Annotated in this window: 18 protein-coding genes; 3 read left to right on the top strand and 15 right to left on the bottom strand. The window is 62.0% G+C overall.

The features are described from left to right. Positions 1-14 precede the first annotated feature (14 nt). Positions 15-614, top strand: coding sequence for an NTP transferase domain-containing protein (locus RBB18_RS03525; protein WP_306110535.1), 600 nt, complete (start codon positions 15-17; stop codon positions 612-614). Positions 615-724: 110 nt separating this feature from the next. Here RBB18_RS03525 and RBB18_RS03520 read toward each other — a convergent pair whose 3' ends face one another. Both RBB18_RS03520 and RBB18_RS03515 read right to left on the bottom strand, forming a co-directional pair. Next, positions 725-865 (bottom strand): hypothetical protein, encoded by a 141-nt coding sequence (locus RBB18_RS03520; protein ID WP_306110536.1) that lies wholly within the window; start codon positions 863-865, stop codon positions 725-727. A 115-nt stretch (positions 866-980) separates the two neighbouring features. After that, a complete protein-coding gene (locus RBB18_RS03515) occupies positions 981-4,973 on the bottom strand; it encodes a Hint domain-containing protein (protein ID WP_306110537.1) in 3,993 nt (1,330 codons plus the stop codon). A gap of 854 nt (positions 4,974-5,827) precedes the next feature. On the opposite strand from RBB18_RS03515, the gene RBB18_RS03510 reads away from it, so the two are divergent. Next, the gene (locus RBB18_RS03510; RefSeq protein ID WP_103761403.1) at positions 5,828-6,208 is read left to right on the top strand and encodes a hypothetical protein; all 381 of its coding nucleotides are present in this window, start codon (positions 5,828-5,830) and stop codon (positions 6,206-6,208) included. A 175-nt stretch (positions 6,209-6,383) separates the two neighbouring features. On the opposite strand, the gene RBB18_RS03505 is transcribed toward RBB18_RS03510, so the two are convergent. Together RBB18_RS03505 and RBB18_RS03500 are read right to left on the bottom strand one after the other, a co-directional pair. Then, complete coding sequence (locus RBB18_RS03505; protein WP_306110538.1) at positions 6,384-7,181, bottom strand: hypothetical protein; 798 nt, start codon at positions 7,179-7,181, stop codon at positions 6,384-6,386. Continuing rightward, positions 7,178-8,263 carry a GSCFA domain-containing protein gene (locus RBB18_RS03500; protein ID WP_306110539.1) on the bottom strand — a complete coding sequence of 362 codons (1,086 nt, stop codon included), beginning with the start codon at positions 8,261-8,263 and terminating at the stop codon, positions 7,178-7,180. The genes RBB18_RS03505 and RBB18_RS03500 overlap by 4 nt, the downstream gene beginning before the upstream one ends. A gap of 480 nt (positions 8,264-8,743) precedes the next feature. Here RBB18_RS03500 and RBB18_RS03495 point away from each other — a divergent pair, with 480 nt between their 5' ends. Then, positions 8,744-10,747, top strand: a complete 2,004-nt coding sequence (locus RBB18_RS03495; protein ID WP_306110540.1) for a DEAD/DEAH box helicase — start codon at positions 8,744-8,746, stop codon at positions 10,745-10,747. A 5-nt stretch (positions 10,748-10,752) separates the two neighbouring features. On the opposite strand, the gene RBB18_RS03490 is transcribed toward RBB18_RS03495, so the two are convergent. From RBB18_RS03490 to RBB18_RS03440, 11 genes are all read right to left on the bottom strand, one after another. Then, complete coding sequence (locus tag RBB18_RS03490; RefSeq protein WP_103761407.1) at positions 10,753-11,601, bottom strand: ABC transporter permease; 849 nt, start codon at positions 11,599-11,601, stop codon at positions 10,753-10,755. Between the two features lie 3 nt (positions 11,602-11,604). Further along, positions 11,605-12,462, bottom strand: a complete 858-nt coding sequence (locus RBB18_RS03485) for an ABC transporter permease (RefSeq protein ID WP_306110541.1) — start codon at positions 12,460-12,462, stop codon at positions 11,605-11,607. Beyond that, positions 12,462-13,553: an ABC transporter ATP-binding protein gene (locus RBB18_RS03480; RefSeq protein WP_103761409.1), complete on the bottom strand. Its 1,092-nt coding sequence runs from the start codon at positions 13,551-13,553 to the stop codon at positions 12,462-12,464. Before RBB18_RS03480 ends, RBB18_RS03485 begins: the two co-directional genes overlap by 1 nt. A 58-nt stretch (positions 13,554-13,611) precedes the next feature. Further along, entirely contained in the window at positions 13,612-14,676 is a 1,065-nt protein-coding gene (locus tag RBB18_RS03475) for an extracellular solute-binding protein (RefSeq protein WP_103761410.1), read from the bottom strand. A 150-nt stretch (positions 14,677-14,826) separates the two neighbouring features. Then, positions 14,827-15,972 (bottom strand): iron-containing alcohol dehydrogenase, encoded by a 1,146-nt coding sequence (locus RBB18_RS03470; protein WP_306110542.1) that lies wholly within the window; start codon positions 15,970-15,972, stop codon positions 14,827-14,829. A gap of 1 nt (position 15,973) precedes the next feature. After that, positions 15,974-17,353, bottom strand: coding sequence for an aldehyde dehydrogenase family protein (locus RBB18_RS03465; RefSeq protein WP_306110543.1), 1,380 nt, complete (start codon positions 17,351-17,353; stop codon positions 15,974-15,976). Between the two features lie 2 nt (positions 17,354-17,355). Further along, entirely contained in the window at positions 17,356-18,720 is a 1,365-nt protein-coding gene (locus RBB18_RS03460) for a glutamine synthetase family protein (protein WP_306110544.1), read from the bottom strand. 63 nt (positions 18,721-18,783) lie between these two features. Continuing rightward, entirely contained in the window at positions 18,784-19,821 is a 1,038-nt protein-coding gene (locus tag RBB18_RS03455) for a TRAP transporter substrate-binding protein (protein WP_274591973.1), read from the bottom strand. Between the two features lie 59 nt (positions 19,822-19,880). Continuing rightward, a complete protein-coding gene (locus RBB18_RS03450; protein ID WP_274591974.1) occupies positions 19,881-21,206 on the bottom strand; it encodes a TRAP transporter large permease subunit in 1,326 nt (441 codons plus the stop codon). Continuing rightward, on the bottom strand, positions 21,206-21,784 hold the full coding sequence (locus tag RBB18_RS03445) for a TRAP transporter small permease subunit (RefSeq protein ID WP_306110545.1): 579 nt from the start codon (positions 21,782-21,784) through the stop codon (positions 21,206-21,208). Before RBB18_RS03445 ends, RBB18_RS03450 begins: the two co-directional genes overlap by 1 nt. Continuing rightward, a complete protein-coding gene (locus RBB18_RS03440) occupies positions 21,781-22,563 on the bottom strand; it encodes an N-formylglutamate amidohydrolase (RefSeq protein WP_306110546.1) in 783 nt (260 codons plus the stop codon). The genes RBB18_RS03445 and RBB18_RS03440 overlap by 4 nt, the downstream gene beginning before the upstream one ends. Positions 22,564-22,611: the final 48 nt, after the last annotated feature.

Raw genomic sequence — 22,611 nt, 5'->3', positions numbered from 1 at the left:
GGGGTTTGGCAGCGGTGACACTGGGGATCGTTCTGCCCGCAGCGGGCGCTTCCTCGCGGATGCGGGGGCGCGACAAGCTGTTGGAGGAAGTCGACGCTGTGCCGATTTTGCTGCGGCAAACCCGGCGGGCCTTAAGCCTCGGTTTACCTGTTCTTGTTACCCTGCCCACCGTCTCCGGGGCGCGCGCTACCAGCCTTGACGTCGCGGCGAACGCGGGACTGGAGAGACGGCCAGTCCCCGATGCTGCCAGCGGCCTCAGTGCGTCGCTGCGCGTGGCAGCGGGCTGGGCCATGGAACGGGACATGAGCGGGCTGATGATCGTACTGCCCGACATGCCCGACCTGGATGCGGATGACATGCGCGCGGTGGCGGCACTGCACGCGGACCATCCCGGCGACGTGATCCGCGCCACGGACGCGGAGGGGCGTTTCGGGCATCCGACCCTCCTGCCCGCCCGGCTATTGCCGGCGCTGGTCACATTGAGCGGCGATACCGGCGCGCGGGAAGTGATCGGGCCGGAAAAGATACGGCCCTGTCCCATTGGCGGGACCAGGGCCACGCTGGATCTGGATACGCCCGAAGCCTGGGCGGACTGGCGGGCGGCGAAAGGCTAAAGCGTTTCGCCTTTGACCCGAGCCATCCGCGAAAGGCGAAACGCGTGCAACGATTGGCTGTTCTGCTGCATTTCGCGATAAGCTGCACGTCAGGTTCACCGCGAAACGCTTTAGCGCAGGGACTGTTCGACCAGCAGCTTCGCCTCGTGCGCCTCGAGCGACAGGCGGGCCGCCTGGTAGCTTTCCAGTCCCGCCGGCATGGCGACTTCGGGAAAGAGCGCCAGGATTTTGTCCCGGCTTTCCTGTGCCACGCCATAACGAAACAATCCCGACCAATGGCCGGGATTGTTTACTGGAACTCGAGTCAGCCCCCGCAACCGATTCCATGTGACCGGCCCCCGAAAGGACCGGTCGGCTGCAAAGCTGTTACTTGACCAGAAGCCGGGCTTCGTGCTTTTTCAGCGACCGGCGTGCGGCGGTGTAGGCCTTCAGGCCCTCTGCCTCCGACAATTCGGGGAAGAGCTCGAAGATCTCGTTGCGCTGGTCGTTGCCCATCGCGTCGAGCACCGTGTCGCCGGGCTGGAAGCTTTCGGTCCAGGCGCCATTGGACAGCACCACCTCGTGTTGGTCGAACATGAAGTGGATGTAGCTGACCGAGCTGGCCTCGACCGAGGTCACACCTTCCATGCCGGTGAGGTGCTTGGCGGCTGCCAGAACCTCGCGGTCCTCGAAGTAGAGCGCCGACTTCTCGTTGTTGATCAGCAGGCGGTGCTGCGGCGAGACCATCATGTCACGTTCCGGCAGGCCGTGGCCCAGCGAACCGGCACGGATCAGGACCGGCTGCAGGTGCGGCGCGCTGACCAGCTCCTGCCCCGACAGATCGCGGCGGCCCACCCAACGGATCTCTTGCAGACCGTTGTCGCGGGTGATGATCTTGTCGCCTTCGCGCAGGTCTTCGACCAGACGCTCACCTTTCGGCGTTGCGATGACCGTTCCCGGCGTGAAGCAGGGAATGATGTCCTCGATCTCGGTGAACTTCAGCGTGCCTTCGACATTGCCGCTGGCATCGAGGAAGTTGACCTGGCCGGTAAAGCTGTTGCCGTCCGGGTCGTTCGGGGTGGTGAGGTCCAGCGGGGTGACGCCGTCGCTCTGGACGATCTCAAACCGGCCCATCCCTTGCAGGTAAAGCTGGTCGTTCTCGTTGTCTGTCGTCGGGTCGTTGTCGCCATCCTCGGTGCCGCCGTCGATTTCGTCGCCGAAGGCTTCCTCGCGGGCATCGAAGCGGAACTCGTCCGAGCCGGCGTCACCGTACATGGTGTCTGCGCCCTGGCCACCGTAGATGGTGTCCCGGCCGTTTTCGCCATAGATCAGGTCGTCGTCGATACCACCATAGAGCAGGTCGCTGCCGCCGCCACCGAAGATGGTGTCGTCATCGTCCTGACCATAGACGGTGTCGTTGCCGGCGCCTGCGTCGATCCAATCCCTGCCGTTGTTTTCATCCGGGTCGGGGCCGTAGCTGCCGCCATCGGGCGCGTCGGGGATGTTGACCTGGTCGAAGGGCACGACATTGGGGTCGAGACCGCCATAGATGAGGTCGTCGCCCGCGCCGGACGAGATCGTGTCGTCGCCTTCGCCGCCGACGATGGTGTCGGCGCCCCAGAGCGTGGTGATCTCGTCGTCGTCAAGGCCGCCGTCGACATAGTTGTCGCCCGCGCCGGCATTGATCGTGTCGTTATCATCGCCGGTATAGATCGTGTCGTTGCCGTTGCCGGTATTGACCAGATCGCGGTCGTCGTTGGGATCGGCATCCGCCGGGACGGCCGGGAACGGACCGTAGGACGGGAAGCCGTCATCGGGCAGAGGCAGACCGCTGTTGAGCGACGTGTCGATGTAGTTGTCCCCGTGGCCGCCATCGACCGTGTCCGAACCGTCGCCGGAATAGACCGTGTCGTTGCCGTCGCCGGTATCTATCTTGTCGTCGCCGTTGCCGCCGTCGACGCTGTCGTCGCCTGCGCCGGTTTCCACGTCGATCGGGCCGTCGGCATCCTCGGCGTCGATGGTGTCATTTCCGCTGCCGGTGATGATCCGCTCGATCTCTTCGAAGGTGATGTCGGGCGTGTCGTCGGCATCCAGGCCGTTGACCGTGCCGTTCTCGGGATCGGCGTCTTCCAGGGTGACGGTCAGATCGTCGGTCTGGTCGCCGAGGTTCAGGATGTCGCCCTCGTTGCCGTTTTCCGGGCCGTCGGGGTTGCCGTCGGTGCCGTCCGAGCCGCCGTCGATGGTGGCGTCGATTTCTGCCGCCGGATCGGTGGCGTCGACGGTGAACTCGTCGTCGCCGGTGCCGCCCCAGGCGCTGTCATTGCCGCCCACGGAGATGTCGTCATCGCCCTGGCCGCCGGTGATCGAGTCTGTACCCGCACCGCCGACTATCACGTCCGCGCCGGTGCCGCCGTCGACCGTGTCGTCGCCCAGGCCGGCATTGATCGTGTCGTCGCCGCCATTGCCCTCGATGACGTCCTCCAGCCCGTCGGGACCGTCGATGATATCGCCGCCGCCGTCGGTCGGGCCGTTGCTGTCGTCATAGCCGGGGTTCATGACCTCGCCGGTTTCCTCGCCGTCGACGACACCGTCGCGCTGCGGATCAGTCAGGATCGTCTCGATCTGGCTGAATTCCATCACCGAGCCGTCCTCGAAGGTCACGGTGCCTTTCCGGGCGCCGGCATCGCTGGAGTCGGCAGAGTCGACGATCGTCACCTGGCCCGCGCCGCGCAGGTCCAGCGTGTCGTTGTCCTTGGTGTCATCCGGGCCGTTGCCGCCGACCACCTTGTCGCCGTCGCCGTCCGCACCGCTGGAGACGATGAAGGTGTCGTCGCCGCCCTCGCCGTACATCTCGTCCGCGCCGGCGCCGCCGGTGATCACGTCGTTGCCATCGTCACCCAGGCTATAGCCGGTGTCGAAATACATGTCGGTGATGTGGATGCCGGAATTGTCGTAGCCGTTCTGTGTATGCTCGACCACCACGCGCGATACCGGCCCCGCGATCGAGACATTGACGGTCGTGTCGGGGTCGTTGACGTTCTGGTACGGGCCATCCGCGTCGGCGACGTTGCCGGTGATATTGATGTCCTTGCCACCGGTCAGGACAACCTCGATCGGGTTGTTGTCGGCGTCGTAGGCTTTCACGGTCACAAGGCCGTCACCGTCGAGGTCATTGATGTTGAATTCAACGTTTCCGACAACTTCCGAAAACTCCCATTGGAACTTGCCGGTATTGCCCTTGCCGCCGGTTTCCGAGAGCAGCGAGCTGTCGGTGTCGATCGACTCGCCGCCCGTGTCGATGCCGGCGGTGTTCAGGTTGGTGTGGTTGTCGACATCGCTTACGTGGTTCCCCGTATCCGCGATGCGGGTATAGGTCACATCCACACTGCCGGTGTCCTGGGTGACGGTGCTGTCCGCCTGAGCGCCCGAGACCTTGTCCCAGTTGAAGCTTTCGCGCGGTCCGTTGAAGCCCTTCTCGCCGCCGGTGCCGCCATAGATGGTGTCATCGCCGCCAGCACCGTTGATCGTGTCGTCGCCGCCATTGCCATAGATCAGGTCGGCGCCATCGGTGATCTTGTCGCCGCCCTGGTCGGTGGGCGCGTTGGAGTCGTCATAGCCGAGGTCCATGTCCTCGCCGAACTCCTCGCCGTCGACAGCGCCATCGGGGCTTGCCTTGGATTCCTCGTAGAGCGCCACGTAGTCGATCGCGCCCTGGAATTCCTTGTCGTAATGTCCGTCGTCCACTTCGCGCGCGCCGAAGCTGAATTCCTCGTCGTCATTGTCGGTCAGGTCGAAGGTCAGGCCCTTCTCGTCGCTCTCGATTGTCTCGGTCTTGCCGGTTGTCAGGTTCTCGACCGTCAGAGTGGCGCCGGTATCGACATCGAAGGAATATTTCACGTTGACCAGGTCGCCCGGTTCGAAAAAGTCCTTCGAGGTGGACAGGGTGGCGACCGCGTCGCCGTCGTTGGTGTTGTGGTAGGTCTGAACCTTGCCATCGTTGGTGACGCGGATTTCGAAGAAGCCCTCGTCATGATTGTCGATGTTCTTTTCGCCGCGCGACAGGATCACGTCTTCCGAGCTGCCCGAGTGCGAGAACTGCGTGAACTGCGTCTCGATGGTGCCGCGATCCAGGTTGAACTGTTCGTCATCCGCAGAGGAGTACGGGTCGGCTTTGACATCGAGCACGGTGGGGTGCGAGTTGCTCCCCGCGCCCACGATCAGCTGGTCGTTGGAAAAGCTGACGTTGATGGCGTTGCCATCGCCGTGTGTCGCGTTCTGGGCAACACCGTCGTCCAGGCCGGTATCTTTCTTTTCAGCACCGCTTTTAAAATCCCACAGGCCAATCAGGCCAGTGACCGAGCTTGGATCAAAATTCGACATCGTCTTCTCCATTCGGCATCACCGCACATGCGGCGACGCCAGACCAAAACCATTCCCAAAGCCAGCGACGTGACGGCCAGGGGCAACCTGCACGGACCTCGATTATCAGGAGGGAAAGACCCGCATATCACGCGGGAACGTCGTGGAGTTCGCACTCCGCATACATTCGCTACCAGTCTGCTGCCAAAGCAGCCCGACGATCGCACCTTTCCGCACCTAATATGATGCGTTTCGTGCGGTCGCCCCCGTGACCTACAGACATCGCCCCCCAGTTGGGCTGAGTTCGTTTTACGAGATGTGATGTGCGCCACAAAGTGAAATTTGTCAGAAAACTGTCCGAGCAATTTGCAAAAAACCACGACGAAGCGGCGAATTAAGGCAGCCTGCAAAACACGTTCTAGTTATTGTTTCCGCGCACCCTTCGGCGGGTATCCGCGCAGCAGCCCTAAAAACAAGGGCTCGGCCTTTTTCCGCCGACGCGAAAAACAATCAAAGGTAGATTGCCGTTTCCAAATCGGACGAAAGGCAACCATGGTCGGATTGTGTCGAGACTTGGGTGAAACAAACGCGTGGCTGTTTGTTGACCTAGCGTCAATCGCCTTCAGAAACGACGAATATCCACGATCCGGAAACGGTGACGCCACAATTTGAGCGAATCGACACAAAATTTAATTCAAATGAGGCGGTCGAATCGTTCAAGACGCCGCACGAGCCGCGACAGGACGGATCGCACATTCGGAATTCGGCGGCACGTGGCCGGAACATGTTCCCACCTGGGCGCGTTTTCAGGCTGAAGGTTTACGTTTTGAGTGCATGGTGCATGGGGCGGTTAAACCTAAGAACGGGAGTTTTACATGACTTTGAGCAACACGTTTCTGAAAACCACCTCCGTCCTCGGCCTTTTCATTGCCCTTTCGCAGCCCGCCTACGCGGTGACTTGCGCCGAATTCAGCGAGATGGACGACGCTGGTCAAATGGAGGCATTCGAGACCATGGGCGGCCGTGAGAACATTCGTGACGAAGCGGTCGGTGCAGACGAAGGAGCCGACACGGACGCGTCGAGCGCCACGGACGAACTCGGCGACCCTGACGATGACATCGGCGGCCGCGCTGCCGCGCGCGCTGCTGCGACCGGGTCGGACGAGGAACTGATGGTCGTGCTGAAGGAAGAGTGCGAGAACAACCCCGAGATGGACATGGCTGACATGTTCCGCGACGAAGACGAGTCGAAGTAAGCGACCCGAGTCAAATTGGCGGCCCTTGAGATTGGGCCGCCACGTTCCCGGTCTCATTGCAGGCCGGGACGGCTGACCACACATCAATCCACGAAATCATTGGCACCCCAAGGCCGGACCCGATCCGGCACGCCCGTCAAGGCGGGGAATTTGGTAGCATTCAAGGCAACCGAATTTAATGCCGAACCCTTTGCGGCAGAGCCGCATTGATGTAATTCAAATAGTCTTCGACGGCCAATAGACCGTACTCCCAGTTGACATGAGCGCCATCAGGGGCCTTCGGCTGACCGAAGATACTTTCTATCTGGCGATTGAAAATTGGTAATGTCAGTCCGGTGATCTTCGAAATTGTTTTGTCCGGCTGAGGAAGAACATGAATACCGGCATCTGACGCAAAAGCTGCGTACCGTTGTTCCGCGAACGAAAGAATTTCAAACAGTCGCTCATTCTCTTTCCGCAGATCTCTGCAAAATCTAAACTTCGGTGCGCTGCCCAGGAATGGCTCGACATCATCGGTAAGGCGAGGCGCAGGAATCATATCGACCGGAATTCCCGTGACGGAAGATCCCCAGTTCGGAATTCTTGACTGCAATATGTGGTCCAGGCACTGCGTAAAGCCATCTTTCGTCAATATTGGCGTACTTGGCTTGGCATGGACGGCTTCAACGCCGAATTGAGCCAATAACGTTATGATCTCAAGAAAGCCGTTCGTGTGCCCGGCGATCAATATCCGATCAAAGGCCTCTATCGATATGCGCGCCGCTCCATTTCTCTTGATCAATTTCCGTTCTATTTCAGGTTTCCGCGTGGCATTCTGAAGGCCAAAGCTGTGCTTGTCACAAGTCAACTTGTAAAACTCTCGTCCCGCACATGTGAACCAAGTCAGTTCAATCTGTTCTGGGAGATTTCTTACCCTGTCAAACCCCTGCTTCAGAGACGCCGCGTGAGAATTTCCAATTACAAGTATCTTCATTGGCTTCCAAAACCGTCCAGAAACATCTCCTCACAAACCAGATCGTCCTCTGAATCCATGTCGTGATCCTCTGCAAGCCCGGGGCTTGAGACACCGCCCTCGATCGTCAATTCACTGTTATATCCATGCGCCTTCAGAAAAGAATTCATGACCAATTCAACGGCCGAGGGTTTCACGGTTCTCAGGTTGGAAGCGAACGCACCACCTTGGTTCTTTTGTGATGTCGTCATTTCGTAAGAGGGGAAGTAGTCCACGTTCTCGAACGAGTCATAAAGCTCCGCACAGACTGCGCGCAAAATCGACTTTGAGCGTACAGTCGCGATTTCGACATGCTGGCCCGACATGGTTGCCGTCAACGGAACGGGCGAGACCGTGACTAGGAACCTCACCTCTGGATTTCTGGACATCATCCTTTCACGGAATTCGAGGAAATCAGAAAGAACGTCCGAATAACCCAGGTTTTTGAAAGTGTATGTTTCATCATCGTGGGTACCGGCGATCACTCCTGGCGCGACGGGATAAACGTCTCCAGACGCTCGATGTACCCAAGTCTCTGTTAATCCAAACGTGAAAACAAAAATATCTGCTTTTGAGAATGCTCGCCGGACACAATCCAGATGATGTTTCCGATTTTCTCTGACGGTTTCTGCCAGCTCGAAACCCGCTATGTCGATATTCGGCCTTTGACTATCGAAATACGTACCATCTTTCTCCCAGATGGGATCAGTCAGCTCCAGATCGCCATGCGCCTCTTTATCAAGCTGTAACAACTGTCGAGAGGTGTAAATGTTGCCATACCGGGCAGAATACAGGTCAAAACCCAAAGCTCTGCGGGTTTCCACAGGAATAGCTTTCAATCCTCGCTGTGGAAAAGGCTCTTCGTCTATGACATTGAACCCTTCTTCTTTGAGCGATCGTCCGATGTGCTGCGCAAAGCAGGACCCGGCCGTTACGAACCGGTCACTCTTTCGGATTGGAAATTTGGGCGTGTACAGCTCATGAATGGCATTCTCATGCCTTTGAACGACACCTTGTCGCCAAAACGCTTGGGGAGGCAACTTGGAATAGGGTGAGTTTGCCATACCAGCTTTCAGTCCACGGGTTTTCGGAAACGTTAATACGACAAGAGACTAGTCGATTCTTTCCAATGAAACCAAGGCATAGTTCTTATGTGGGACCTGCGCGATTTGTTCGGACCAAGGGATAATCCGCCTCGCCAATGAAGCCATCGGCGGTTCCGCGTCTGACCTGCCCACCGAGGTACCTGGCACCCAAGGTCGGACCCGATCCGGCATGCCCTTCAAGGCGGGGATTTTGCCCCTATCGAATTCATGGAAAGCCATATGTCGGCCCTTTGCCCCCCACAAGAACCTGCGTGTTTCGGCGAATTTGAATGGCGGGATGCGCCACGTAGGTCTACCGGTGCGTCATTGAGCAGAGCTATTCATCAATAGTAGATTAGTGCCTATACAAAGACGGCCCGAGGGGGTATTGCCCGGCACTTGCCGGCGGTCCAAGCGCCGCCCGGCTGACACGTCTTTCCCAAGAAAAGCACCAGGCCCTTGAAACACACCCTTGCGAATGCGCTGGCCCGTAAAGGCTATGACGTCCTGACCCCTGTCCAGCAGGCTGTCACCCAACCTGAACTGGAGGGCCGTGACCTGTTGGTCTCGGCGCAGACAGGATCCGGCAAGACGATCGGTTTCGGGCTGGCGATCGCCTCCACGCTGCTGGGCGACGCGGATACCTTCGAGCAGGCTGACGCGCCGCTGGCGATGATCGTGGCACCGACCCGCGAGCTTGCGATGCAGGTCAAACGCGAGCTTGGCTGGCTTTATGCCGATGCGGGCGCGGTGCTGGCCTCTTGCGTCGGCGGCATGGACATGCGGGATGAACGGCGGGCGCTGGCGCGCGGCGCCCATATCGTCGTGGCCACGCCCGGGCGGTTGCGGGACCATATCATGCGCGGGTCCATCGACCTGTCGGCGGTACGGGCAGCGGTGCTGGACGAGGCGGACGAGATGCTGGACCTCGGGTTTCGCGAGGATCTGGAGTTCATCCTGGAGCAGACGCCGGAGGCGCGTCAGACGCTGTTGTTCTCGGCCACGGTTCCCACCGCCATTGCCAGGCTGGCGCAAAGCTATCAGCGGGATGCCGAGCGCATCTCGACCGTTGGCGAAGAGGCGCAGCACTCGGATATCGCCTATCGCGCGATGTCGGTTGCAGCGCATGACAACGAGAACGCGGTCATCAACGTACTGCGCTATTACGAGGCGCCGAATGCCATCGTCTTTTGCAACACGCGGGCCATGGTCGCGCGGCTGACGACGCGGCTGTCGAACCGGGGATTTTCGGTCGTGGCCTTGTCGGGGGAGTTGACGCAGAGCGAACGCTCCAACGCGCTGCAATCCATGCGCGACGGGCGGGCGCGGGTTTGCGTGGCGACCGATGTGGCCGCACGCGGCATCGACCTGCCCAAGCTGGACCTTGTGGTGCATGCCGAACTGCCCAGCAGCCAAGAGACACTTTTGCACAGATCGGGCCGCACCGGCCGCGCGGGACGCAAGGGGGTCAGCGCGCTGATCGTCGTGCCCTCGGCCCGCAAGAAGGCGGAGCGCATCCTGAAGTTCGCCAAGCTGACAGCGGAATGGACCGCCGCGCCGTCGGCGGCGGAGGTAGATGCGCAGGATCAGGTGCGCATGCTGGATGCCGATGACTGGCAGGCGGAGATCACCGAAGGCGAGCGCGCGTCGGTGGACCAACTGCTGGAACGCTTCACGCCTGAGCAGATCGCCGCCGCCTACCTGCGTCAGTACAAGCTGCGCCATTCCGCGCCCGAGGATTTGAGCCCCGTCAAACCGGGCAAGCCCGACAAGCCGAAACCGCGCGCCGCGTTCGGCCCCAGCGTCTGGTTCTCGCTGTCCGAAGGGCGCAACCAGGCGGCCTCGCCCCGACACCTGCTGCCGATGGTTTGCAAGGCGGGCGGGCTGAGCAAGGACGATATCGGCGCGATCCGCGTGGCCGATGACCTGTCCTATATCGAGATCCGCGAGGCCAGCGTGCCCGGTTTCCTGGAGGAGATTGGCCCGGGGATGACGATCGAGGGCAGCAAGAAGCTTCGCCGCCTTGACGCGGCACCGGACCTGCCGCCCTTCCGGCCCGGCAAACCAGAGCGCGGCCCCAAGGCAAAACCGGGGTCGTCCAAGGGGGACACGACGCCCGTCGATTGGAATGACACGCCCGCGCCGCGCCGCCGCAAGCCCAAGCCCGAGGACCGCAGGGACGCGACACCCCCGGCGCGACAGCGCGAGACGAAGGCGCCCGATCCGGCGCTGCATGCCCCCTTGGGCAAACCCCGGCACGGGGCGCGGGGCGACGATGACATGCCGAAAGACGCAGGCAAGGCCGGTAAGGCCGGTAAGGCCAAAGCCGGTGGAAAACCTGCCTCCAAGCGGGCTGGCAAGGGGCCGCCACCGCCGAAGGGCAAGCCCAACAGCAAGAAGAACCGGGCGCGCGCGGCGCAGAAGAGAGCGTCGTCCGAGAAGCCGGGGACGCCGCGGCGGTAGGATCCCTATCGGCGCTGGAACAGGATCACGAGAAGCGCCAGGAGCGACGAACCCAGCATCAATAGAAGGGAAACCGCGTTCAGAAGCGGCGTCGAACCTTCTTTCAGGCGGTCGAACATGGCGATGGTCAGGGGCGCGTCGGAGCCGACCAGCATGAGCGTGGTGTTGAAGTTCTCGAAACTCATCAGGAACGCCACCACCAGCGCGCCGATCATCGCCGGCATCAGGAACGGGATGGTGATCGTGCGCACGGCCGTCAGGCGCGTGGCGCCGAGGTTCAGCGCGGCCTCTTCCAGCGTGCGGTCGAATTTCTGCAGCCGGGCGGTGATGACCAGCGTCGCGATGGTGGTGATAAAGGAGAACTGCCCAAGGATCACCAGCAGCAAGCCGGGGCGCAGCGCCTGGATATCCACTTCCGCCGCGTTCCAGATCCCGTTCGCCAGCGTCGAGGAGAAGACGAGGATAGAGATACCGAGCACGATCCCGGGAATGACCAGCGGCAGCAGCATCAGGACATAAAGCGCGCCCTTGCCGCGGAATTCGTAGCGGTTGAACAGGAAGGCGTTCGTGGTCCCGACACTCACCGACAGGACCGCGACGCAGGTGGCGACGAAGGCCGAGGTACCCACCGCGCGCAGGATGCCGCGTTCGTGGAAGACGCCGATCTGGGGACGGTCCTCTCCGAAGAACCAGTTCCAGGTGAAGCCTTCCCACGGCAGCGACGGAAACTGGCTGTCGTTGAAGGCGAAGACGGCGACGACGGTCAGGGGCAGCGCGAGATAGAGGAAGAACAGCAGGACATAACCGCCGTAAAGGACGCGAAAGCTGCGGGAACGTGGAATGGTCGGGATCATGGGCTACCCCATCGTTTCCTGCAGGGTGCGGCCCGTCAGGCGCAGCATGCCCCAGACGATCACCGATGACAGCACCAGCAGCATGAAGCCGAAGGCCGCGCCAAGCTCCCAGTTGGAGCGGACGATGAACTGGTTATAGATCATCTCGGTGAACCACAGGCTGTCCTTGCCGCCCAGCATGGTCGGCGTGAGGTAGTTGCCCAAGCTGAGCATGAACACCACGATGCAGCCCGAGACGATCCCCGGCATGGCGTGCGGGATGATGATCTCGCGCAGGACCGACAGGCCGCTGCCGCCGAGGTCGTAGCCCGCCTCGACCACGCTGTCGTCGAGGCTTTCCAGCGTTGTGACCAGCGGGACCACCATGAACAGCATCGAGGTATAGACGAGGCCCACCATCATGGCCGCGTCGTTGTAGAGCATCTCGACCGGTTGATCGGCCAGCCCCGCCCATTGCAGCAGGTTGGACACGAGGCCGGTTTCCCGCAGCAGGATCATCCAGCCGAAGGTGCGCACCAGTTCCGAGACGTAGAACGGGATCAGGCAAAGCATGAACAGCACTTGCTGCAACCGACCCCGTGCCATCTTGGCGATGTAGTAGGCCACCGGAAAGGCGATCAGCAGGGTGATGGCCGTGGCCAGCACCGACATCACCGCCGTGCGCCAGAAGGTGCGCAGGTAAAGCGGTTCGGTCAGGGCCTTGTCGTATTGCGTCAGGCTGGGCTCGTAGACGCCGAAACTGATGCGTTCGCGCAGCGAGATCATCAGCATGTCGATATGCGGGATGACGATCAGCAGCCCCAGCCACAACAAAAGCGGCGTCAGCAGCAGGATGAACCCGATCCGGGCCTCGGCACGCATCAGGCGGCCCCGGCAAAGCAGGTCGCCTGTGCCGCGCCCCAGCCGATATGCACCATGTCACCACGTTTCAGGCTGGCGAATTCCCCGGTCTGGGGCAGCGTGACTTCGAGCGTTTCGCCGGCGTCATCTTCGACCAGCACACGCGAGGCGGCGCCGTTGAACAAAATGCTTGTCACGGTTCCCTGCAAACGGTTGTCGAATTGCGACAACGCCTCGGCACTGGCGGCGAGGTGGACTGACTCGGGCCGGACAAAGATTTCCGCGGCGTCGCCCTTGGCCAGCGCCTGGGCCGCCGTCGCGCGCATGGCAAGGCCGGAATCCGTCCGCATCTCCAGCATTGAGCCTTCGACGCGGTCGATGCGCCCTATCCAGCGGTTGGCCTCACCGATGAAGCCGGCAACGAAGGGCGTGTCGGGCCTGTAATAGAGGTCCTGGCCCGTGCCGACCTGCTCGAACCGCCCGGCGTTCATGACGGCGATCTGGTCAGACATGACCAGCGCCTCGGACTGGTCGTGGGTGATGTAGACGAAGGTGGTGTCGAAGGCCGCCTGAAGCGCCTTCAGCTCGATCTTCATGTGCTCGCGCAGCTTGAGGTCAAGCGCCCCCAGGGGCTCGTCCAAGAGCAGCACATCGGGTTCCAGCACCATGCAGCGGGCGATGGCCACGCGTTGCTTTTGCCCGCCTGACAGCTCGTCGACCTTGCGCGCGCCGATGCCGGGCAGGCCAATGCGGTCCAGCGCCTCGTCCACCTTACGGGCGATCTGGGCCTTGGCCATGCCCTGCCGCCGCAGACCGTAGCCGATATTGTCGGCGATGGTCATCATCGGGAACAGCGCGAGGTGCTGAAACACCATGTTCACCGGGCGCTTGTTGGGTGGCGTGTCCAGAACCGTGCCACCCTTGATGCGGATGTCACCCGACGTGGGTTCCAGAAACCCCGCGATCATGCGCATGATCGTCGTCTTGCCACAGCCCGACGGGCCGAGGATGGAAAAGAAACTGCCCGGCGGCACGGAAAACGACACGTTGTCGACGGCGGTCGTGTCGCCGAAACGCTTTACCAGGTCGACGCATTCAAGATCAGGGGTCATGCAGGGGGCCGTTCACAGGGCGGCACCCTGCGAAAGGGTGCCGCGTTTTCATGGGCGATCAGTTGGCAGCCTGAACGCGGTCCAGGACTTCGCCTTCGATGGCCTCCAGACCGGCGGGAACCGGCGGGTACCACTTGATGTTGTCGACCGCTTCCGGCGGGAAGCTGTCCTGGTACTTGGCCTTGAGCGCGTCCTCGGCATACTCATCAGCCCCGGCAGACGCGGTGAAATTGCCCGCCGCCGCGGTGATCTTGGCCGAAACCTCGGGCTGCATCACGAAGTTGATCCACTCGTAGGCCACATCGTCGGCCTGTCCCTTGGCGGGCAGAACGAACGTGTCGATCCAGCCAAGCGCACCCGAGGCCGGGGCGACGAAGGTGATGTCGGAATTGTCCTCGTTCAGCTTCCAGCCGCCGGTATCCCACGCCATCGACGCCGTGACCTCGCCCGAGCGCAGCAGGTTCATCAGCTCGTCGCCGCCGCTCCAATAGGCTTTCACGTTGGACTTGCACTCGGTCAGCTTGGCTTCGACCTTTTCCATGATCTCTTTGTACTTGGCCTCGTCGCCATAGGCGGCGAACGGGTCCTCGCCCATGGCGAAGGCAAAGCCGATCAGGGTGGGGCGCTTCAGGCGGTAAGAGACCTTGCCTTCCAGCGCGGGATCGCAGAGGTCGGTGTAGTCCTTGACCACGTCGCCCGCCTCGGCGGTGTTCATCACCAGGCCGGAGGTGCCCCAGACATGCGGCACGCCGTAGACTTCGCCGTTCACGGTGGTGTTGCCCTTGGTCGCTTCCAGCATGGAGGGGATGAAGAGCGACTCGTCGATCTTCGACAGGTCCATGGGTTTGTAGATGCCGAATTCCATCTGCGGGCCCATGATGCGGTCCTGCGAGGGCTGGGCGAGGTCGAAGCCGCCGCCGCCCGTGGCGCGCAGCTTGGCGATCATTTCCTCGTTGTTGGACTTGGTGACCTCGACGGTGTGGCCGGTCTGTTCCTCGAACATCTCGACGACCTCGTCGGGCGCGTAGCCGCCCCAGGTCAGCAGGCGCAGCGTATCGGCGGTGGCGGCCTGCGACAGGCCGAACACGGCCAGGCAGGTTGTCGTGAGCAGTGTCTTTTTCATGGGTGTCCCCCTCTGGTGGATGATTATTTACGTGCAGGATGATCAGCATTGACCATTTGGTCAAACTCTTTGACGAGTCCGTGCCTTTTGCCTGAGTTTCTTGACAGTTTCTTGTCAGGCCCCCTGCCCGGTCACTTTTTTCCTTTTGCGTCAGAGACAAGCCTCGAAAAGCTTTCGCGTATTCTCGGCCGTCATCTCGATCGGGTTGCCGCCTGTCGACGGATCCCTCAGCGCCGCATCCACAAGCGTGTCGAGGTCGGGGTCGGCAACGCCCAGTTCGGTCAGCGTCTTGGGGATGCCAAGGCTGTCGTTCAGCTGGTCCACGAAGGCGCAGAACCCGTCAAAGCCGCCCTCGATGCCAAGATAGGCCGCCGCCGGACCGAAACGCTCGCGGATCGCGGGTTCGTTGAATTGCAGGACGGCGGGCATGCAGACGGCGTTGGTCGTGCCGTGATGGGTATGGTGATGCGCGCCGATGGGGTGGCTGAGCGCATGGATCGCGCCAAGGCCCTTTTGAAAGGCCGTGGCGCCCATGGCGGCGGCACTCATCATGTTGGCGCGTGCCTCGATATCGGTGCCGTCGGCATAGGCGCGCGGCAGGTAGTCCTTGACCAGCCGCATCCCTTCGAGCGCGATGCCCTGGCTCATCGGGTGGTAGTGCGGGCTGGAATAGGCTTCGACGCAATGGGCGAAGGCATCGAGGCCGGTGCCCGCCGTGATGTGCTTGGGCATGCCCACCGTCAGTTCGGGGTCGCAGATGACGATTGCCGGCAGCATCTTGGGGTGGAAGATGATCTTTTTCTCATGCGTGGCCGAATTGGTGATGACCGATGCGCGCCCCACTTCCGAGCCGGTCCCGGCGGTTGTGGGCACGGCGACGATGGGGTGGATGCCGTCGGGGTCGGCGCGGGTCCACCAGTCGCCGATATCCTCGAAATCCCAGACCGGGCGCGTCTGTCCGGCCATGAAGGCCAGCGTCTTGGCGAGATCAAGGCCGGAGCCGCCGCCAAAGGCGATGACGCCGTCGAAGCCGCCCTCGCGGTAGAATTTCAGCCCTTCCTCGACATTCGCGTCCGAGGGGTTGGGATCGACCTCGGCAAAGATCGCGCGACCCAGCCCGGCGGCGTCCATCAGCTCGAGCGTCTTGGTGGTGATATCCATGGATTTCAGCCCCCGGTCGGTGACCAGAAGCGGTTTGCTCATGCCCGCGGCGCGGCACGCCTCGCCGATCTCGGCAATGCGTCCGGCGCCGAAGCGCATGTTCGTGGGATAGGACCAGTTTCCGGTAAGAGCCATGTCAGATCTTTCTCAAGTGATAGGATTTGGGCCGCGTCAGGGCCTGGTAGGCGAGTTTCGACAGCCCCGCGCCGTGGCCGGTATCCTTGCAGCCGGTCCAGCACAAGGCGGGGTCGAGGTAGTCGCAGCGGTTCATGAAGACGGTGCCGGTCTCGATCCGGTCGCCGATGCGTTCCGCCGCCGCAATGTCGCGTGTCCAGACCGAGGCGGTCAGGCCAAAGCGGCTGTCGTTCATCAGGCGGATCGCGGTGTCATCATCGGCCACGGGCATGATGCCGACCACGGGGCCGAAGGATTCGTCGCGCATCACCCGCATGTCGTGAGTGATATTGGTCAGGACCTGCGGGGTGACATAGGTGTTGGCGCCGTCATCCGCCTGCATCCGGTCGATATGGGCGGTGGCCCCGTCCTCCAGCGCCTCGGCAATCTGTGCGCGGACTTCCTTGGCAAAGCGGACATTGGCCATCGGGCCAAGCGTCGTCTCGGCCTCAAGCGGGTTACCCAGTTTCTGCGCCTTGACCCAGGCGACGGCCTTTTCGACAAAGGCGTCGAACAGGGGTTCGGCGACGTAAATCCGCTCGATCCCGCAGCAGCATTGGCCCGCGTTGAACATCGCACCGTCCATCAGCCCGTCGACGGCCGCGTCGAGATCCGCGTCGGCGCGCACGTAGCCGGGATCCTTGCCACCAAGTTCGGTCGAGACCGGCGTGAACGTCCCCGCGGCGGCCCGTTCCATCGCCTGCCCGCCCCCGACGGAGCCGGTGAAATTCACGAAATCCACGTGGCGGCCCGCGATCAGGGCGTCGGTCGTGTCGTGGTCGATGACCACGTTCTGGAACACGTCCTTTGGCACACCGGCCGCGTGCAGCGCCTCGGCCAGGTGCTCACCCACCTGCAAGGTCTGGCTGGCATGTTTGAGGATGACGGAGTTGCCCGCGATCAGCGCAGGTGCGACCGTGTTGATCGCCGTCATGTAGGGATAGTTCCACGGCGCCACGACCAGGACGACACCCCATGGCACGCGCTTGATGACGCGGCGGGCGGTGTCGCTGTCCTCGATCACGTCCTCGGCCAGCCCCTCGGCGGCGACCTCGGCCATGTAACTCAGGCGTTCGCTGAAGCCGCCATATTCGCCGCCATAGCGTACCGGACGCCCCATTTGATGCGCCAGTTCAAGCGCCATGCGATCGGTGTCGACCCCGATGATCTCATCAGATTTGCGCAGGGCGGCGACACGCTCGGCCAATGGTTTTGCGGCCCAGCCCGCCTGCGCCGCGCGGGCCTTGTCGGTGGCCGCCACCGCCGCGTCGCGCGGCAGCACATCGCGCGTGATATAAACCGATCCATCAATCGGCGAAATCAGGTCAACCGTCTTGCTCATGCTCATGCCCTTTCAAATCCGCGCGCGATTTCCCAGTCGGTCACGACGGCGTCGAACGTTTCCTGCTCGACCTCTGCGGCGCGGGAGTAGTGATCGACCACGGCGTCGCCCATCACCCGGCGCAGCATGTCGGAGCTGCGCAGGGTTTCCGTCGCTGCCCGCAGGGTGTGGGGCAGCATCGGCACATCGTCCATCTTGTAGACGTCACCGGTGACGGGCGGCGACAGCTCCAGCCCCTCTTCGATCCCGCACAGCCCGGCGGCCAGTTGCGCGGCACAGGCCAGGTACGGGTTGATGTCCGAACCCGGCGTCCGGCATTCGATGCGCACGCCTTTCGTGCCGTCGCCCACCAGCCGGTAACAGGCGGTGCGGTTGTCGATGCTCCACGCGATCTTGGTGGGGGCGAAGGTGCCCGGCATCAGGCGTTTGTAGCTGTTGATGTAGGGCGCGAGGAAATAGGTGATGTCGGTGGAATATTTCAGCAGGCCCGCAACATAGCTTTTCAGCGTGTCGGACATGGTCAGCTCCGCATCCGCATCGTAAAACGCCGGCGTGTCGCCTTTGAACAGCGACTGGTGGATATGCGCGGCGGAACCCACCTTGTCGGCGTGCCACTTGGGCAGGAAACTGGCGGCGTGGCCGTGCTGGTTCGCGATCTCCTTCACGGCCTGCTTGGCGATCGTGTGGTGATCGGCACAGAGCATGGCCTCGGCATAGCGGATGTTCAGTTCCTCTTGCCCGGTCTCGGCCTCGCCCTTGGTGTTCTCGACCGGCACGCCCGCCTCGAACAGCAGGTTGCGGATCGGGCGCATGACATGCTCTTCCTTCGTGGTCTGGAAGATATTGTAGTCCTCGTTGTAGCCGCTGATCGGAGTCAGGCTGCGGAAGCCCTCCTTGCGGATCTCGTCAAAGGATTTCTCGAACAGGAAGAACTCCAGTTCGGTCGCCATCATCGGGGTAAAGCCCATCGCCTCGGCCCGCGCGATCTGGGCCTTGAGGATCTGGCGCGGGGTATGCGGGACAGGCTCGTGCGTGTGGTGGTCGATGATATCGCACAGCACCAGCGCGGTGCCCTCAAGCCACGGCAGCCGGCGCAGCGTCCCGAGGTCCGGCTTCATCACGTAATCGCCATAGCCCTTCTCCCACGAGGTCGCCTCGTAGCCCTCGGGCGTGGCCATCTCGAGGTCCGTGGCCAGCAGGTAATTGCAGCAATGGGTTTCCTCGTACGCGGAGTCGAGGAAGTTCGAGACATGGAACCGTTTGCCCATGAGCCGCCCCTGCATGTCCACAAGGCAGACGAGGATCGTGTCGATCTCGCCTTTCGAGGCAAGCTTCTTTAGCGCGTCGAAGCTGAGATTGGCGGTCATGTGTGTTCTCCTTGAAATGAACGGAGCGCCTTGGGAAAAGGCGCTCCGGGTCTTTGGGCTGGCTTACTCGAAGTTGTAGGGCGCGCCGGCCTGGTTGATGACCGAGTTGTACTCGCGGAAGATGCCGACGATCTTCTCGTGAACCTCGCCTTCCTGGGCGACTTCGTCCCAGAACTCCTTGGCGGCGTTCTCGACCTCGGCCCATTCGGACGCGGGCACAGAGCGCAGTTCCAACTTGTCTCCATTGGCGCGCAGCGCAGCCTCGCCGCCCCAATACCACTGGTTGCGATAGGTGTGCCCGGCCTCGACCCCGGCCATGACGACCGATTTCAGGTGATCGGGCAATTCGGCCCAGCGTTCCTGGTTGGCGAACCAAGAGCCGATCCACGCGCCCGAGATGTTGTTGGTCAGGAAGTAGTCGGTCACGTCGGCCCAGCCCACGGTGTAGTCCTCGGTGATGCCCGACCAGGCCATGCCGTCGAGCTCGCCCGTTTGCACGGCAACCTCGGCATCCTCGTAGGGGATGTTCACCGGCACGACGCCGAACTTGGCCAGGAACCGGCCCGCCGTGGGGAAGGTATAGAGCTTCAGCCCGTCAAGGTCGTCGACCGAGGTGATTTCCTTCTTGGTGTTGAAGTTGCACGGGTCCTGCCCCGCCGCAGACAGCCATTGCACGCCGACCTTGCCGTATTCCTCGCGCCAGATATCGGCGAGACCGTACTGGTTGAAGAGCACCGGCACGTCGAGGATATGCTTGGTCGCAAACGGGAAATACCCGCCGAACATGCGCAGCGGCGTGGGCGAGGCCATCGAGTCGTCGTCCGAATGAACACCGTCGATCGTGCCGCGCTGAAGCGCCTGGAAAAGCTCGCCGGTGGGCACGATCTGGTCGGCATAGAACAGCTCGATCTCCAGCTCGCCATTGGCGTTCGCGTTGATGTAGTCGATGGCCGGTTTGGTCACCTGCTCGCCAAGCGCGCTGCCGGCATAGGTCTGGAAGCGCCACTTGATCGCGGATTGCGCCTTGACGATCGCAGGGGTTGCAAGCGTCGCCGGTACGGCCGCACCGGCCGCTCTCAGGAAATTACGTCTTGTCGTCATTGTTATACCCTCTCTGTTAGGTTCAGTTGCTCGAACGCCTTGTGACCAAGGTCTTTTGTTTAATTCCCATACACATACCCCGGCAGCCAAAGCGCGATTTCGGGGAAGATCATGATCGTCGACAGCGCCACCACCATCACCAGCACGAAGGGCAGGATGGAGGTGTAGATGTCCTTCAGCGTGATCTGGGGCGGCGCCATCGCGCGCATCAGGAACAGGTTATAGCCGAAGGGCGGCGTCATGTAGGCGATTTGCGTGGTGATCGTGTAGAGCACGCCGTACCAGATCAGGTCGAAGCCGAGCGCGCCGACCAGCGGCACGTAGAGCGGAGCCACGATCACCAGCATCGCGGTGTCGTCGAGGAACGTGCCCATCACGATGAACGACAGCTGCATCAGGATCAGGATCATCCAGGGGCTGAGGCCCAGCTGTTCGGTGAAGAGGCTCTCGATCGCCTTGACCGCGCCCAGCCCGTCGAAGACCGAGCCGAAGGCCAGCGCGGCCAGGATGATCCACATGAACATGCAGGAGATGCCAAGCGTCTTGCGCACCGAGGTCTCGAACACCTGCCGCGTCATGCGGCCCTTGACCACGGCGGCCAGGAAGGCGGCGATGGCGCCAATGGCCGAGGATTCCACGAGGCTGGTCCAGCCGTTCACGAAGGGCACCATCATGGTGAAGAAGATGAAAAGCGGCAGCAGGCCCGCGCCCAGCAGGCGGATTTTCTCGGCCATCGGGATGTTGCGCTCTTCCTTGGGCAGGATCGGGCCAAGCGTCGGGTTCAGGCGGCAGCGGATCACGATGTAAAGGACAAACATCCCTGCCATCATCAGCCCCGGCAACACGCCTGCCAGCCACAACTGCCCCACCGGCTGACGGGCGATCATGGCGTAAAGCACCAGTACCACCGACGGTGGTACAAGGATGCCCAGCGATGAGCCTGCCTGTATCACCCCGGTGACCATCCGCTTGTCGTACCCTCGCTTCAACAGCTCGGGCAGCGCGATGGTGGCGCCAATGGCCATGCCCGCCACCGAAAGCCCGTTCATGGCCGAGATCAGCACCATCAGCCCGATCGTGCCCACGGCCAACCCGCCCGACAGCCCGCCCATCCAGACGTGGAACATGCGGTATAGATCATCCGCGATGCGGCTTTCCGACAGGACGTAGCCCATGAAGATGAACATCGGCAGCGTCAGCAGCGGATACCATTTCATCAGCTTGATCGCGGCGGCAAAGCCGAGGTCATAGCCGCCCCGGTCGCCCCACAGGAAGAACGCCGCGACGACGGCCACGAACCCGATAGCGCCGAAGACCCGCTGGCCGGTCAGCAGCATCAGCATCATGGAGGCGAACATCAGCGCGGCGATGGCTTCATACGGCATCAGGTGCGGGTCCCCTCGGGCCGGGCGTCAGAACTGTCTTGGTCCTTGGGACCCATGTCGTGCCCCTTCAGACGCAGGATATCCTTGAAGAATTCGCTGATGGCCTGAAGCAGCATCAGGAAGATGCCCACGACCATGATCAGCTTGATCGGCCAGAGGTAAGGCCGCCAGACACTGTTGCTGCGCTCGCCGCCATACTGGAAGGAATACATCAGGCTGTCCCAGCCGCCCCAAAGCAAAAACCCCAGGTAGACGATCAGGAAGAGCACGGTGAAGGCATCGACCTGCGCCTTGCGCCGGTCGCTCCACTCGCCATAGAGCAGGTCCATGCGCACGTTCGAGCCCATCTGGATCGAGTACGGTCCGCCGAGGATGTAATAGGCGACCATCGCGAACTGTGCCATTTCCAGCGTCCAGAGCGATGGGTTGATATCGAGCCCGATATCGCTGCCCAGCTTGGTAAAGGACGACCACAGCAGGATCGCCATCATCACGAAGATCCCGTACATCACGATCCGCCCGATCCAGCGGTTCAAGCGGTCGATGACCGCGACGTATTTCAGCATTACCGCGGTCATGCCGGCGCGCCCTGCAGATCCAGCGCAGCGATCAGCATACCCGCCAGTTCTGTTGCGATCCGGGCCACGTCCGCCTCTGCGGTCAGCAAGTCGTTGCGCACTTCGATCATCACGTTTTTCAGCCCGCGTGCGATTGCGTGTCGTTCAAGCGTATGGGTCACCCCGTCACGCGCCGAATAGGGCTCGTTCAGATGGGTCACCAGCGTGGTGTCCGCGATCTGAAGCATTGTCGTCGCAAGTCCAGCATCCGCGTCGTGCAAGAGGCCCAACTGCGTCAGGCGCGGCTTGCCGTCCCAGATAGGTGCGAAACTGTGGATCGTGACCAGGGCCGGCGGCGCGTCAAAGCCATCGAGCACCTCGGACAATGTTGCATGGAAGGGGTCATAGACCTCCGCCGTGCGCGCGTCCTTTTCATCCTGGGTCAGGTCGCGATTTCCCGGCACCGGGACATCACCGCTCTGGACGGGCATCGCGTCGGGCGCCTGGGGCGGACGGTTCAGATCATAGACCAGCCGCGACACCCGGGCGAGGACCAGCGGCGCATCGAGCCGTGCCGACAACTCGCGGGCCAGCGCCTCGGCACCGATATCCCACACCGCATGGGAAAACCGGTCCTCCTCGGCCAGGCCAAGCGTGCCGAGCGTGGCAGGGATCACCGCGCTGGCATGTTCACAGACAAGGCAGACGGGCGCCTGCCCACCGCGGTTGACAACCTGCGACGGGTGCCCGTCTTCGGGCGAAAGAATCCGGTATGTGTTCGATCCATTCACACGGCCCATTAGTGGGAGGGACCCGAAAACTGTCAAGAATTTTTCGTAGACGAAACT

This window comes from Roseovarius sp. MMSF_3298, assembly GCF_030733705.1.
GTDB classification, from domain to species: domain Bacteria; phylum Pseudomonadota; class Alphaproteobacteria; order Rhodobacterales; family Rhodobacteraceae; genus Roseovarius; species Roseovarius confluentis.
The sequence above is the reverse complement of the archived record's forward strand: the minus strand, read 5'-3'. Positions and strand labels throughout refer to the sequence as shown.

Bases quoted from the DNA above. Each gene is read 5' to 3' on its own strand.
- RBB18_RS03515 (WP_306110537.1), bottom strand. From the start codon at position 4,973: ATGTCGAATTTTGATCCAAGCTCGGTCACTGGCCTGATTGGCCTGTGG.
- RBB18_RS03510 (WP_103761403.1), top strand. From the start codon at position 5,828: ATGACTTTGAGCAACACGTTTCTGAAAACCACCTCCGTCCTCGGCCTT.
- RBB18_RS03500 (WP_306110539.1), bottom strand. From the start codon at position 8,263: ATGGCAAACTCACCCTATTCCAAGTTGCCTCCCCAAGCGTTTTGGCGA.
- RBB18_RS03440 (WP_306110546.1), bottom strand. From the start codon at position 22,563: ATGGGCCGTGTGAATGGATCGAACACATACCGGATTCTTTCGCCCGAA.
- RBB18_RS03490 (WP_103761407.1), bottom strand. From the start codon at position 11,601: ATGATCCCGACCATTCCACGTTCCCGCAGCTTTCGCGTCCTTTACGGC.
- RBB18_RS03470 (WP_306110542.1), bottom strand. From the start codon at position 15,972: ATGGCTCTTACCGGAAACTGGTCCTATCCCACGAACATGCGCTTCGGC.
- RBB18_RS03475 (WP_103761410.1), bottom strand. From the start codon at position 14,676: ATGAAAAAGACACTGCTCACGACAACCTGCCTGGCCGTGTTCGGCCTG.
- RBB18_RS03465 (WP_306110543.1), bottom strand. From the start codon at position 17,353: ATGAGCAAGACGGTTGACCTGATTTCGCCGATTGATGGATCGGTTTAT.
- RBB18_RS03460 (WP_306110544.1), bottom strand. From the start codon at position 18,720: ATGACCGCCAATCTCAGCTTCGACGCGCTAAAGAAGCTTGCCTCGAAA.
- RBB18_RS03505 (WP_306110538.1), bottom strand. From the start codon at position 7,181: ATGAAGATACTTGTAATTGGAAATTCTCACGCGGCGTCTCTGAAGCAG.
- RBB18_RS03450 (WP_274591974.1), bottom strand. From the start codon at position 21,206: ATGCCGTATGAAGCCATCGCCGCGCTGATGTTCGCCTCCATGATGCTG.
- RBB18_RS03480 (WP_103761409.1), bottom strand. From the start codon at position 13,553: ATGACCCCTGATCTTGAATGCGTCGACCTGGTAAAGCGTTTCGGCGAC.
- RBB18_RS03485 (WP_306110541.1), bottom strand. From the start codon at position 12,462: ATGCGTGCCGAGGCCCGGATCGGGTTCATCCTGCTGCTGACGCCGCTT.
- RBB18_RS03455 (WP_274591973.1), bottom strand. From the start codon at position 19,821: ATGACGACAAGACGTAATTTCCTGAGAGCGGCCGGTGCGGCCGTACCG.
- RBB18_RS03445 (WP_306110545.1), bottom strand. From the start codon at position 21,784: ATGACCGCGGTAATGCTGAAATACGTCGCGGTCATCGACCGCTTGAAC.